Below are 12,384 nucleotides of genomic sequence, written 5' to 3' on the forward strand. Positions count from 1 at the left end.
CATTCTCCCATGCCTCGGCGGGCACGCGGACAGCGCCCGCCGGAAGGGAAATTTCCCCGGCCCGCGGGCGCCACACTTCCGAAGGGCCACCGCGCCTAGGACATCCGTTTGAGTGTCTCGCCCTTGAAGAACCCGGGGTGGCGCACCCGCTGGTAGAACATCACGCCCACGCCCAGCAGCAGTACGCCCATGCCGAGAATGAATACCATGCCGAGCCCGCCGATGTTGGATCCCGAACCGTAGTCGGGGCTCATCGAATCGCGCGCCGTGCTGGCGAACATCACCAACAGGATCACGCCGCCCACCAGCGGGGCCAGGAATTTGAAGAAGCAGCCGCGCGCGGTAGCGAATGCCTCGCGGCGGAAGTACCAGACGCAGGCCAGCGCCGTGACCCCGTAGTAGAAGCAGATCATCAGGCCCAGCGCCGTGATGGTGTCCCACAGCGCGTTTTCGCTCAGCAACCGGGTCACGACATAGAACACTGCCGAGGCGGCGCCAGCGGTGATGGTGGCCGTGGAGGGGGACATAAAGCGCGGGGAGATCTTCCCGAAGCTCTCCGGCAGCGCCTTGTAGAAGCCCATGGCCAGCAGGGTGCGGGCCGGGGAAACCATGGTGGACTGCAGCGAGGCGGCCGAGGAGGAGAGGATCGCCAGCGACATCAGGATCGCGAACGGGCCCATGACAGGTCCTGCTAGTACCGCGAAGATCGATTCTTGGTTCTCCGGGTTTCCTGCACCCAGCCCGGTCTCCCCAATGCCCGCGTAGGAGATCACCGACAGCGAGATGATCATATAGATGGCCATGATGATCAGGATCGTCAGCGTCGCGGCTCGGCCCGGGACCTTGTCCGGATTCTTGGTTTCCTCGTTCATGGTCAGGGTGACATCCCAGCCCCAGAAGATGAAGATCGACAGCGAGACGCCGGCTGCGAAGGCACCAAAGGTCGGCACCGCCAGCGGGTTGAACCAGTCCAGAGACACGGGGGTGGCATCGAACGCGGTGCCGTTGGCTACGTGGCTGAAGGCGGCCACGGCAAACCAGGCCAACACGATCAGCTGGAAGGCGACCAGCCCGTATTGGAAGGCCTTGGTGGTCTGCATTCCGCGGTAGGAGATCCAACAGGCGGCGGCGATGAACACCAGCGTGGTGGGGATGTTGACCCACAGATTCTGGGTCAACTCCGCGATGGCGGCATTGCCGGTGAGCTGCGCGATCAAGATGTAGAAGAAGTCGACCGCGACGGCGGCAAGGTTGGAAAGCACGATGATGGTCGCGGCGATGAGCCCCCAGCCGCCCATCCAGCCGATCCAGGGGCCGAAGGCGCGGGTGGCCCAGGTAAACGAGGTGCCCGAGTCCGGCATCGCGGAATTCAGTTCACGGTAGCCCAGGGCCACCAGCAGCATCGGCAGGAACCCTGCCAAGAAGATCGCGGGAAGCTGGGTCCCAACCTCGGCGACGGTGGGGCCCAGGGCCGCGGTCAGCGTGTAGGCCGGGGCGATGCAGGAGACGCCGATGACCACGGCGCCCAGGACACCCACGGTGCCCTTGGCCAGCCCCTTCTCGCCCATGCCCGTTTCGAGGGACCGTGTGGTGGTGGAATCGGTCGCTGGTTCATGACTCATGGTTGGTTTCCTTCATCCGTGGCGTGGTGCCGGGTTGCCCCGGTTCCGGCGGACGGACGGGGTTGGTGGGGCATGACGCATCGCCATATGGCGATGCGGTCAGGACGCGGGCTCTTGGGTGTGGTGGTTCCGCGGGACCACCAGCAGCGGCACCGGGAGGGTCCGCAACATGCGCTGGGCGGTGGAGCCCAGGAAGAGCCGGTGCTTGCGGGCCAGGCGGCTGGAGCCCACCACGGCGATCTCGCCGTCCTTCCAGTCGATTTCGCCGATCGCATCGTCGAGGTTGTTGCCCGAGGCAATGGAGATTTCCGCACCGAGGTCAAGGTCGGCCAGCAGCGCCTCGATGTTGGCGCGCATGGCTGCACTCGAGTCGTCGCGTTCCGGGGCCGGTTGCCCGGAAGCGTCCTGGGCCGCCAGCGAGATGATCCGCAGTTCCAGGCCCTGGGCGGCGGCAACATCTGCCGCGGACTGCACCACGGCCCGCGCCCCGGGGCGGGTGCCCACGAAGGCGGTGACGCGGCCCAGTTTCCCTTCGGCCCGATGCAAGGCGGCCACCGCGCCGGGGGCGCTCATGGCCACCGGCAACGGGGAGGCATGCAACAGTGCGCTGGTCACCGTGCCCGGGGCAAAAAACCCGGCGACATGGCGCTTGCGCCCGCCGAGCACGATGGCACGGGCCCCGGTTTCCTGGGCCAGCTCGATCAGCCCTGCCGCAGGGGAGGTCACGGCCCGGGCGATCACTCGGGCGGTGTGCCCTTCCGGCACCAATGCCAGGGCCTCGCCTGCCCAGGCATCGATGCGGGCGGCCAAGATGGAGGAGTATCCGTGGTCGCCGCCCGGGTAGTTCGCCGAGAACGGGGTATGTTCGGGCAGCACGATGGCAATATCCAAGTGGGCTCCCGGTCCACCGAGGGCCGCGGCCAGGGCGATGGCTTCGGCTCCCCGCGCGTCGGCGGTGTATCCGATCAACAGTCGCATGGGAAACTTAGGCCTCCAGCGAATCGCGGGTGCCGAACAGCGAGCGGACCCCGTCGTACGCCGGTTCCGCGTCGGTGCCGTCGATGGCGGAATTGATGCGCACCGCGGTGCGCCGACCCATGCGCACCGCTCCGTCCACGTGCTGGTAGCCCTCGCCGGCCAAATCCGAGGAGGAGAAGTAGATCGGTCCGACGTTCTTGTTCTGGTCCGGGCCGAAACGGAACAGCCCGCCCAGGTCGTAGCTGGTCGCGTAGGCACCGCGTGTCCATTCCTCGGAGCCGAAGTCCGAGAGGTAGAAGACCTTCGCATCCAGGGCCTGGGGGCCGAGGAAGTCGGCGAAGCCCTCGAGGATGGCGGCCTTGCGTTCGTCTTCGGGCAGCTCGAACATCGCGTCAGCCTGCGTGTCCGAGATGAAGCCGACCAGGGTGCCGGTGCTCTCCCCGAGGTAGGTGTTGTCGTAGATTTCCTGCACGATTCCGGTGGGCCTGAAGCACGTGCCCGAGAGTCCGTCTTCGCGCCAGAACGGGGTTTCGTAGACGGCGTGGACCTTGATGACCAGGCCCATCGACTGGTGCTGGTGGGTGACGTGCTGGCGTCGCGGCAGCGGCGGGTTGTAGGAGATGCGCGAGTAGAGGTTCGGTGGGACAGCGATGATGACCTTCTTGGCGTTGACTGTGACGTCGGTGCCGTGGGCCCGCACTCCTTGCTCGGACCAATCGAGCTTAAGCACCGGGTTGTTCAGGAAGACGTCCTGGCCCAGGACCTTGGCCACGGCGATCGAGACACCCTGCATGGTCCCCACGATGCGCCGGTCCAGGATGAAGTCCTCGTCCACGAGGTTGGCGAAGGACCCCGCGGAGGCGGACATCAGCAGCGCCTGCAGCGCGGAGAAGGTGTGGGCGGGTTTGGTGAGCATGCCGCCGGCGATGAACAGGCCGACGTTGTTGCAGGCCGCTTCGTCGGTGGAGAGGGTACGCAGCCAATGGTGGAAGGAGATCATGTCCAGTTCCTCGGCGCGCGGGTGCTCCCATGGGGCGTCCGGGTCGACCTGTGCGGTGAGTCGGTCCATCTCGGCAATGAGCCGGTTCATTTCTGCCACCGTGGATTCACCAACCGGGAAGTCCTCGCCGGTGTAGACGGTGCGTTGACCGGCTTCGGATATGTAGACCGAGGCGCCGGCCTTGTAACGCTCGTAGGTCTCGATGCCCAGCTCCTCGATCAGCGAGTACAGGCCGGTCTGGTCCGGGGAGATCCACTGGCCGCCGATCTCGATGGTGGCTCCGTCCATGTCTTCGCTCCAGGTGCGACCGCCGACGCGGTCGCGTGCCTCGAGCACTGCTACTGATTTTCCGGCCTTGCGTAGCTCGTAGGCTGCGGTTAGGCCAGAGGGGCCGGCTCCGATGATGACGACGTCGCGATCCAGGATTCTCATGGTTCCCACTTCTTCCGAGGTTTTAAATGAATGTCGTTCATTTACTAGACTGGTTCTATAGTAAGGCATAAAGTGCAGTGTTGTGAAGTAGGCCACGTCAGGAGCGGACTTTGAATGTGAAGCAGGAACCGGGATCTCCCGCCAGGGAACCGCGCCGTCGCGCGGGCAGGCCACGGTCGGTGGTGCTGGATCGCGAGCTGATCGCCCAGGCGGCACTGAAGCTTGTAACCACTGGTGGCTACGCCTCGCTGACCATGTCGGGCGTGGCCAAGTCGCTATCGGTCTCGCCCTCGGCGCTGTACAACCACGTGGAGTCCAAGCAGGAGCTCATGCAGTGGATCCAGGAAATCGTGATGGACGGGGTCGACTCAACGGTCTTCGAAACCCTGCCACTGGCTGAAGCGCTGATGGCCTGGGCGGTGACCTACCGCGATGTTCTCGCCGGGCACGCACCGCTGATTCCGCTCATCGCGGTGTTGCCGGTTTCGGGGTCTCCACACACGCTGGAAATGTACGAGAAGGTCGCCGCCGGATTCGCCCGAGCCGGGTGGGAGTCCGCGCAGATCGTCCCGGCCATCGTGGCCATTGAATCGTTCATCTTCGGCTCGGCACTTGATGTCACGGCCCCGCTGGACATCTTCGACCCGGGACCGAATGCCGGAAAAATCCCGAAGTTCGAATCCGCACTGGCCGCGCAACGTGCCAGTGGCCAGCCCAGCGCCGATGCAGCATTCAACACCGGGCTGCGAGCCATCGTGGGCGGGCTGGTCGGTTCCGGCGACCGGCGCCATTGATCCTTGTCAGCAGTGGATCACACACTAGTCTTGGGGCATGACACAAACCCCTGAACGCGGCACGAGCCCAATCGGCCGACTCCTGGCCAAACTGAGCGCAAAAAACTGGATCGCGGTGCTGGGCGGAATCCTGGCCGTGGTCTTCATCCTGCAGAACCACCAGCGCGTGAGGATCGAGTTCCTTTTCCTGGATACGAGAGCCCCGTTGTGGATTTCCCTCGGTGCCGTGCTGCTGATCGGTTGGATCATCGGACGGTTTTCTTTCCGCAAGCGCTGAGCACCCCCTGACCCATAGAAAAACGCCCCGTTGGAACACCCGCCCAAGGGCGTGGTTCCACGAGGCATCGGATAACACGCGCTGATGACTACATCATCGGGGTACTCATGACCTGCATCATCAGTTCCGGGTCCCCGAACTTAACGATAACCCAGCCCATGCCGCCAATGAAGGCCGCCGAGGCGAGCGCCCAGGCGCCGGTGAGCTTAGCCATGAACCGGATTTCCTTGCGGCTGACAGGCAGCCGGTCGGCTGAGTAATCGTCGGCGGCCTTGCCGAACCGCTCGGCCGGGGTAAGCGCGGCCATGGCGTTGAGGCTGACGAGGAAGTTCGAGGCCGTGTCGACGCTGCCATCGACGAGCCGAGCACGGGTGAGGTTGTTCTTACGGTCCTGGGTCATCTCAACAATGCTGGACCCGTGGCGGGCCAACAAGATGTCTTCACCCAATGGCATTGCCTTGCGCACCAACAACATTCACTATCCCCTTTTCGCTCGCGGGGAAAGCCGACACCCGCACATATCTCGATCGTTACAATATCGAGATTACGTGCACATTCTCACTCTCATGCACTATTATGCGCTTTCGGTTGGCAAGCTCACAGGGGGGTGTGGCCCGCGCCGCCCCAAAGCCGTGGCCCGCCACACATCAAGGGTCTTACCGTGTATAAAAATGCACAATGACGCCGATCATCCACACCGACGACGCCAGGGCCGCGCAGCCGAATTCAACCAGCACGCCCAAGCCCATGGCCTTGAGTGCCGCACCGGAGGAACGCAGCGCCGCGCCGAAGTCCCTGCGCCGCCAGTACTCCCCCACGATCAGGCCCAGTGCGAAGCCGGCAAAAAGTCCCACCACCGGAACCACAAACATGCCCACTATCGCCAATGCGATGGCCAGGAGGATCGATCCGCGCGGAATCTGCTGTTGCTTCAGGTTCCGGCCGGTGAACACCGTCGAGGCGCTCCACCCGGCGAGCGCGATGCCGATGCCGATGCCCGCGCACCACCAAGCGGCGGGGCTACCTAGGATCCAGCCCCAGGCCAGCAGCGTGCCGATGGCCAACAGGCTGCCGGGGAGCACGGGAATAACCGTGCCCAGCACGGCGATCGCCAGGAGCAACCCGGCACCGAGGGTCGTGATGATTTGAAGGTCCACGATCCCAAGTCTGGCAGGTGCGACCCCCGGAAGGACGTGACGCGCCGTAGGCTTTAGTCTCCGACGATGGCCCAACTGCCGGCGGCCTTGTATTCACTGTCGAAGATGTCTTCCCCGGCGCCGGCCTCCATGGGGTAGTTTTTGAGGTTTCCAGCCCAGTAGCGCAGTGCGCGGCCCAGTTCTGCTTCGGGGTCCACCTTCATGGCCTCGGTGTTCATGTCGACTTCGAAAATGAATTTCACGTGCCCACACTCCTTGGTTCGCGCCGGCGCCGGTTTTGGAAGGCACCGCCGCCTATGTTTTCCCATCCTAGGTGCCCGTTTGCCGGTTGGGCCATGACGAAACGCGCGACCGGGTGGAGCGCCCGGCAAAAACTCCTCGCGAAAGATTGTTGAACAATCCGTCTTATTGGTGCATCCTTTAAGGAACCACTACAAGAGACGGGGGTCACAGATGACTTACATCGACCTGAATTCCGACGTCGGGGAATCCTTCGGCAACTGGTCCATGGGCGACGACGCCGCCATTTTCACCTCCGTATCCTCGGCAAATGTTGCCTGCGGATTCCACGCAGGGGACCCCAGCACCATTGCGGCGACCTGCCGCGACGCGCTCGCCGCGTCCGTCACCATCGGCGCCCACGTCGGCTACCGGGACCTGGCCGGATTCGGCCGCCGCTTCCTTGACTGCTCCCCCACGGAACTCGCCGATGACGTGCTCTACCAACTCGGTGCACTCGAGGCACTGGCCCGCGCGGCAGGCTCCGAGATCAAGTACGTCAAGCCGCACGGCGCCCTGTACAACACCATCGTGCACCACGAGGCGCACGCCCAGGCCGTCATCGACGCCATCGTCGCCTTCGGCTCCCAGCTTCCGGTGCTGCTGCTGCCCGGCTCCGTGGCCCTGGCCAAGGCGGAAGCCGCCGGGCTGCGCCCCGTCGCCGAAGCCTTCGCCGATAGGAACTACAACCCCGACGGCACCCTGGTCTCCCGCCGCGAAGCCAACGCGGTATTGCACGATGCGGCAACGGTCACCGCCAACATGGTCCGGCTGGCCACCGAGGGCACCATCGTGGCCATCGACGGCTCGGTGATTCCGATGAATGCCGAAAGCATCTGCGTCCACGGGGACACCGCCGGCGCCGTGGCCATGGCCACGGCCGTGCGCCAGGGACTCCAAGACGCCGGCGTCAGCATCAAGAGCTTCGTATGAGTGTGCTTGGCACCCGCTTTGCTGGCACCCGGTCGGTGTTGGTCGAACTCTCGGATCTGGACTCGGTACTGGCCCTGGGCGCCATATTGGAGGCTTCCCCACTGCCGGGCCAATGCGATCTGCTCACCGCGGCCTCCACCATCCTGATCAAGGCCGACTCCTGGGCCAACGCCCGCAGCATCGCCGCGGCGATCCCGGCGCTGGAACTTGGCACCGCGGCGCCGGACACCGGCTCGCTGGTATCCATCGATGTGCATTACGACGGCGAGGACCTAGAGGAGGTCGTCAGGCTCACCGGGCTGAGCCCCGAGGCAGTCATCAACGCCCACACCTCCCAACAGTGGCGGGCCGCCTTCGGTGGGTTCGCCCCCGGATTCGCCTACCTGCATAGAGAAAACCAGCTGTTGCAGGTACCGCGCCGCGACACCCCGCGCAAGGCGGTCCCCGCCGGCGCCGTCGCCCTGGCCGGGGACTACTCGGCCATCTACCCGCGCATCTCCCCCGGCGGCTGGCAGCTGATCGGGCACACCGATGCGGTGCTCTGGGATCTGCAACGGGAAAATCCTGCGCTGATCCGTCCGCAGGACCGGGTGCAATTCACCGCCTCCCGCGCCTCGCTGACCCTCTCCACCCCTGCCGCTCCCCAGGCAGCCCCCGTCTCTGTGGCGCCGGGCTCCCCCAGCCTGGAAATTCTTGACCCGGGACTCCAATCCCTCATCCAGGACCTGGGCCGACCGGGGCTGGGCAACCTCGGGGTCTCCGCCGCGGGTGCTGCCGATACAAGCTCGGCCCGCGCCGCCAACCGGCTGGTGGGCAACTCCCCCTCGGCGGCACTGATCGAAAACCTGCTGGGCTCCATGACCCTGCGCGCCATCGGGGACGCCGTCCTGGCCGTGAGCGGAGCCAACGCCGAGCTGCTGATCACCCCGGTGGACACCGACGACTTCCACGAGGAACGCGTGGCCCCCATGAACACCCCCTTCGCCTTGCTGGACGGCGAGACGCTGGTGCTCTCGCCAACCGGCGGCGGGCTGCGCAGCTACCTGGCCGTACGCGGAGGCTTCGATGTCGCTCCGGTGCTGGGCTCCTGCTCCACCGATTCCATGTCAGGGATCGGGCCCGCCCCGCTGGCCGCCGGGACCCTGCTGGGCATTAACCCCATCCACGGCGCCCATGTGGTGGGCAATCCCGAGCCTTCCACCTTGCCCCGCCCCGCGGCCGACGGCTGCCACATCTTGCGCATTGCCCCGGGCCCACGCGAGGACTGGTTTGGCGGCGCGGGCCTGGAGCAGCTGACCGGCCAAACATGGGTGGTCTCGGCCGAGTCCAACCGGGTGGGCGTCCGGCTGGCCCTGACCGACGGGGCCGAACCGTTGGAGCGGATCCGCACCGGCGAGTTGGCCTCCGAGGGCGTCGCCGTCGGTGCCCTGCAGGTTCCGCCCTCCGGGTTGCCGGTGCTCTTCCTGGCCGATCACCCGGTCACCGGCGGTTACCCGGTCATTGCCGGGCTCATCGCCGAAGACGTGCCCGCCGCGGCGCAACTGGTCCCCGGCACCCGCATCCGCTTTGAACTTGTTGATCCGCTGACCCACCATCCACTTGCACCGCTGACCGCGCGTACCGAAGGAAACCCAGCATGAAGAAGATCCTGATCGCCAACCGCGGCGAAATCGCCGTCCGTATTGCCCGGGCCTGCGCCGATGCCTCATTGGTGTCCGTGGCCGTGTATTCGGACCCCGATGCCGATGCGCTGCATGTGCGCCGCGCCGATGAGGCCTACGCACTGGGCGGCACCACCGGGGCCCAGACCTACCTGGACATCGACAAGATCCTTGATATCGCCGCCCGCTGCGGCGCCGACGCGGTGCACCCGGGCTACGGCTTCCTGTCCGAGAACGCCGACTTCGCCCAGGCCGTCCTGGACTCCGGGCTAATCTGGATCGGGCCCACCCCGGACGCCATCCGCGCGCTGGGCAACAAGGTCACCGCCCGCGAGATCGCCGTGCGTGCCGGTGCCCCGCTGGTGCCGGGCACCGATGGGCCGGTTCAATCCGGTGCCGAGGTCCGTGCCTTTGCCCAGGAGTTCGGGCTGCCGGTGGCTATCAAGGCGGCCTTCGGCGGCGGAGGGCGCGGGATCAAGGTGGTGCGCACCTTCGAGGAAATCGACGATGCCTTCGACTCCGCGGTCCGCGAGGCCACCGCCGCCTTTGGCCGCGGCGAATGCTTCGTCGAACGCTTCCTGGACAAGCCCCGCCACGTCGAGGCCCAGGTTCTGGCGGACACCCACGGCAACGTCGTGGTGGTCGGCACCCGTGACTGCTCGTTGCAGCGCCGCAACCAAAAGCTCGTCGAGGAGGCCCCGGCCCCGTTCCTCAGTGATGAACAGCGCACCTCCATCCATGCCTCGGCCAAGGCCATCTGTGCCGAGGCCGGCTACGTGGGCGCAGGAACCGTCGAATACCTTGTGGCTCCCGACGGGCTGATCTCGTTCCTGGAGGTCAACACCCGGCTGCAGGTCGAGCACCCGATCACCGAGGAAACCACCGGCGTGGATCTGGTGGCCGAACAGTTCCGCATTGCCAATGGCCAGGAAATCAGCTTCACCGAGGACCCGGTGCCCACCGGGCACTCCTTCGAGTTCCGGCTCAACGCCGAGGACCCTGCCCGTGGCTTCCTGCCCGGCCCTGGACGCATCACCGCCTTTGAAGCCCCCACCGGTTCCGGCGTGCGCGTGGATTCAGGGGTGCGCACCGGTTCGGTGGTCCCCTCGCACTATGACTCCCTGATGGCCAAGCTGATTGTCACCGGTGCCACCCGCGACCAGGCGTTGCGCCGGGCCAAGGTTGCCCTGGATGAGATGGTCATCTCCGGGGTGCCCTCGGTGTTGCCCTTCCACCGCTCGGTGGTGCGCAATGCGGACTTCACCAACAATGACGCCTACGGGGTTTACACCACCTGGATCGAAACCGAGTTCGCCGAAGAGCTGGCTTCCAGCCCGGAAATCGCTGCGTCCGAACCCGATGCGGAGCGTGAGACACTGACCGTCGAGGTCAACGGCAAGGCCATGCACATCGGTTTGCCGGCCTCGCTGGTTGCCTCGATCCGCCACGGCGGCACGGGTTCGGCCCTGGAGGCGTCCGCCGACACCGTGGCCACTGCCGCCAACGAGGCCACGGTGCTGGCCCCCATGAACGGGAACCTGGTCAAGTGGGTTGCCGCCGAGGGTGCCACGGTCGCCGAGGGCGATACCGTGGCGGTGCTCGAAGCCATGAAGATGGAATCGAATATCACCGCGCACCGCGCCGGGACCTTCAGCCAAGGCACCCATGAACCAGGAATGCCGGTGGCTCGCGGCGAAGCACTCGGGAACATCGCTTAACGCATCAGGTCCCGGGCACGGGCTTGGAATAGATTGGATGAATGCCCATGAACCCCATGATCTCTTCCCTGCCGCTGGCCGAGGGATCGACCCACGCACACACCGGCGCGTGGGTCGCAGCGGTGCTGCGCTCCCGCATCGCCGAGGGTGCACTGTTGCCCGGCGCCAAGCTCTCCGAGCTGGCGCTGGCCCAGGCCATGGGAGTTTCCCGCAATACGCTGCGGGAGGCCTTCGCGGTCCTGGACCACGAATTGGTCCTCACCCGCATCCCCAACCGCGGAGTTTACGTTTCCTCCCCCGGCCCCGAAGGCGTGCGGGAGATCTATTCGGTGCGCCGGATGATCGAACCCGCCGCGGTGTTGTGGGCCCCGAATCTTGATGTCGAGGCCCTGTCGGCGGTCATTGGCGATGCCCGCGCCGCGCTGGCGGAGGGCGACATCGCCAAGATGGCCGATGCCAACCAGTGCTTCCACGAGGAACTGGTCCGCGCCACCGGCAGCCGACACCTGCAGGAGCTGATGACCAAGGTCCTGGCGCAGATGCGCCTGGTCTTCCACGCCATGGGAGACGCTCCGGACTTCCACTCGCACTATGTGGAATTGAACGCCGGGTTGGTGGAACTCTTGGTGGCGGGGAAACGCGAGGAGGCCTCGGCGCAGTTGCGCGGCTACCTCGACCGCGCCGAGGCCGAGCTCTTGGCCCACCTGGAGGTCGGCGAAGAGGAATAGGACGCAGCGCCAAGGTCCTACATGTTCAGGGTGATCTTGGCGTCCTTGCGCAGCGTCTCGGTGTATTTCTTGACAGCCGCGCCTTCCTTCTGGAGCTTGAGCTGCTGTGCCAGCTCCTTCTTGATGTCATCGTACTTCGGCGCCTTGGCACCCTTCTCGTCCGTGGTCGACTGGCCCTTGTACTGGTCAAGAACGACCTGGTAGGCGGCCTTGGTTTCCTTTTCGGAGGGCTTGAAGTCGCCTACCTCTTTGGAAATCAACCGCTCGACCTCAAGCTGAGTCTTCAGCTGCAGACGCACCGCGTCCTCGTTCAGGCCTTGCTTGTCCATGGCTGCCAAGAACGCCTTGGTGTCCATCTCATTGGACTTGGCCACGTCACCGAGCGCTGCCGTCATGTCTTTCTCCGTGGCGAAGATCTTCTTCTTGGCCGCCTGTTGGATCAACAGCTCGGTGTTCACCAGACCCTCCGCGGTCTGCTTGCGCAACTGTTCTTGATCCATTTTTTCACCGGACATTTCCGCCTGCTGCTGGACTTGGGCGAATTGGCCTTCATAGATCCGCACGAAATCGTCCTTGGTGATCTCTTCTCCGTTGACGGTGGCGACCACGTCGGGGACCTTGGACACATCGGGCGTCGGACCCTCGGCTTCCGCCGCCGCAGATTCTTCGGCGGCCTCACTGGATACCGCAGCCGCTTCCGGCTCTGCCGCGGCACTGCATCCGGTCATGAACGACAATGAGGCGACCAGCGCCATGGATAGAACCCATTTTTTCTGCAACATAAACTCCCAGCATTTGGATAGAC

Annotated in this window: 13 protein-coding genes; 6 read left to right on the plus strand and 7 right to left on the minus strand. The window is 65.3% G+C overall.

The window, feature by feature from the left end; all coding sequences use genetic code 11:
• Positions 1-95: 95 nt before the first annotated feature.
• From ADIAG_RS10135 to ADIAG_RS10145, 3 genes are all read right to left on the minus strand, one after another.
• Positions 96-1,622 carry an APC family permease gene (locus tag ADIAG_RS10135; RefSeq protein WP_007271262.1) on the minus strand — a complete coding sequence of 509 codons (1,527 nt, stop codon included), beginning with the start codon at positions 1,620-1,622 and terminating at the stop codon, positions 96-98.
• A 99-nt stretch (positions 1,623-1,721) separates the two neighbouring features.
• On the minus strand, positions 1,722-2,600 hold the full coding sequence (locus ADIAG_RS10140; protein ID WP_007271263.1) for a universal stress protein: 879 nt from the start codon (positions 2,598-2,600) through the stop codon (positions 1,722-1,724).
• A gap of 7 nt (positions 2,601-2,607) precedes the next feature.
• On the minus strand, positions 2,608-4,032 hold the full coding sequence (locus tag ADIAG_RS10145) for a flavin monoamine oxidase family protein (RefSeq protein ID WP_007271264.1): 1,425 nt from the start codon (positions 4,030-4,032) through the stop codon (positions 2,608-2,610).
• A 116-nt stretch (positions 4,033-4,148) separates the two neighbouring features.
• On the opposite strand from ADIAG_RS10145, the gene ADIAG_RS10150 reads away from it, so the two are divergent.
• Both ADIAG_RS10150 and ADIAG_RS10155 read left to right on the plus strand, forming a co-directional pair.
• Entirely contained in the window at positions 4,149-4,826 is a 678-nt protein-coding gene (locus ADIAG_RS10150) for a TetR/AcrR family transcriptional regulator (protein WP_235045879.1), read from the plus strand.
• A gap of 37 nt (positions 4,827-4,863) precedes the next feature.
• On the plus strand, positions 4,864-5,103 hold the full coding sequence (locus ADIAG_RS10155) for a hypothetical protein (protein ID WP_007271266.1): 240 nt from the start codon (positions 4,864-4,866) through the stop codon (positions 5,101-5,103).
• A gap of 88 nt (positions 5,104-5,191) precedes the next feature.
• Here the strand turns inward: ADIAG_RS10155 and ADIAG_RS10160 are convergent, their stop codons facing one another.
• From ADIAG_RS10160 to ADIAG_RS10170, 3 genes are all read right to left on the minus strand, one after another.
• Positions 5,192-5,578, minus strand: coding sequence for a hypothetical protein (locus tag ADIAG_RS10160; protein WP_007271267.1), 387 nt, complete (start codon positions 5,576-5,578; stop codon positions 5,192-5,194).
• Between the two features lie 181 nt (positions 5,579-5,759).
• Positions 5,760-6,260 carry a DUF456 domain-containing protein gene (locus ADIAG_RS10165; protein ID WP_007271268.1) on the minus strand — a complete coding sequence of 167 codons (501 nt, stop codon included), beginning with the start codon at positions 6,258-6,260 and terminating at the stop codon, positions 5,760-5,762.
• A gap of 53 nt (positions 6,261-6,313) precedes the next feature.
• Positions 6,314-6,502, minus strand: a complete 189-nt coding sequence (locus tag ADIAG_RS10170; protein WP_007271269.1) for a hypothetical protein — start codon at positions 6,500-6,502, stop codon at positions 6,314-6,316.
• Between the two features lie 211 nt (positions 6,503-6,713).
• Here ADIAG_RS10170 and ADIAG_RS10175 point away from each other — a divergent pair, with 211 nt between their 5' ends.
• The 4 genes from ADIAG_RS10175 to ADIAG_RS10190 are packed head-to-tail and all read left to right on the plus strand — an operon-like array spanning position 6,714 to position 11,579.
• Positions 6,714-7,472 carry a LamB/YcsF family protein gene (locus ADIAG_RS10175; protein WP_007271270.1) on the plus strand — a complete coding sequence of 253 codons (759 nt, stop codon included), beginning with the start codon at positions 6,714-6,716 and terminating at the stop codon, positions 7,470-7,472.
• Positions 7,469-9,112, plus strand: a complete 1,644-nt coding sequence (locus ADIAG_RS10180) for a 5-oxoprolinase subunit B/C family protein (protein ID WP_007271271.1) — start codon at positions 7,469-7,471, stop codon at positions 9,110-9,112. Before ADIAG_RS10175 ends, ADIAG_RS10180 begins: the two co-directional genes overlap by 4 nt.
• Entirely contained in the window at positions 9,109-10,851 is a 1,743-nt protein-coding gene (locus ADIAG_RS10185; protein WP_007271272.1) for an ATP-binding protein, read from the plus strand. Before ADIAG_RS10180 ends, ADIAG_RS10185 begins: the two co-directional genes overlap by 4 nt.
• Before the next feature lie 47 nt (positions 10,852-10,898).
• Positions 10,899-11,579: a GntR family transcriptional regulator gene (locus tag ADIAG_RS10190; protein WP_007271273.1), complete on the plus strand. Its 681-nt coding sequence runs from the start codon at positions 10,899-10,901 to the stop codon at positions 11,577-11,579.
• A gap of 17 nt (positions 11,580-11,596) precedes the next feature.
• Here ADIAG_RS10190 and ADIAG_RS10195 read toward each other — a convergent pair whose 3' ends face one another.
• A complete protein-coding gene (locus ADIAG_RS10195) occupies positions 11,597-12,361 on the minus strand; it encodes a SurA N-terminal domain-containing protein (RefSeq protein ID WP_007271274.1) in 765 nt (254 codons plus the stop codon).
• Positions 12,362-12,384 lie beyond the last annotated feature (23 nt).

This window comes from Paeniglutamicibacter gangotriensis Lz1y (genome assembly GCF_000348945.1).
Lineage (GTDB): Bacteria > Actinomycetota > Actinomycetes > Actinomycetales > Micrococcaceae > Paeniglutamicibacter > Paeniglutamicibacter gangotriensis.

Coding starts and splice junctions, on each gene's coding strand:
- ADIAG_RS10135 (WP_007271262.1), bottom strand. CDS start 1,622: ATGAGTCATGAACCAGCGACCGATTCCACCACCACACGGTCCCTCGAA.
- ADIAG_RS10140 (WP_007271263.1), bottom strand. CDS start 2,600: ATGCGACTGTTGATCGGATACACCGCCGACGCGCGGGGAGCCGAAGCC.
- ADIAG_RS10145 (WP_007271264.1), bottom strand. CDS start 4,032: ATGAGAATCCTGGATCGCGACGTCGTCATCATCGGAGCCGGCCCCTCT.
- ADIAG_RS10155 (WP_007271266.1), top strand. CDS start 4,864: ATGACACAAACCCCTGAACGCGGCACGAGCCCAATCGGCCGACTCCTG.
- ADIAG_RS10160 (WP_007271267.1), bottom strand. CDS start 5,578: ATGTTGTTGGTGCGCAAGGCAATGCCATTGGGTGAAGACATCTTGTTG.
- ADIAG_RS10175 (WP_007271270.1), top strand. CDS start 6,714: ATGACTTACATCGACCTGAATTCCGACGTCGGGGAATCCTTCGGCAAC.
- ADIAG_RS10180 (WP_007271271.1), top strand. CDS start 7,469: ATGAGTGTGCTTGGCACCCGCTTTGCTGGCACCCGGTCGGTGTTGGTC.
- ADIAG_RS10185 (WP_007271272.1), top strand. CDS start 9,109: ATGAAGAAGATCCTGATCGCCAACCGCGGCGAAATCGCCGTCCGTATT.
- ADIAG_RS10190 (WP_007271273.1), top strand. CDS start 10,899: ATGAACCCCATGATCTCTTCCCTGCCGCTGGCCGAGGGATCGACCCAC.
- ADIAG_RS10195 (WP_007271274.1), bottom strand. CDS start 12,361: ATGTTGCAGAAAAAATGGGTTCTATCCATGGCGCTGGTCGCCTCATTG.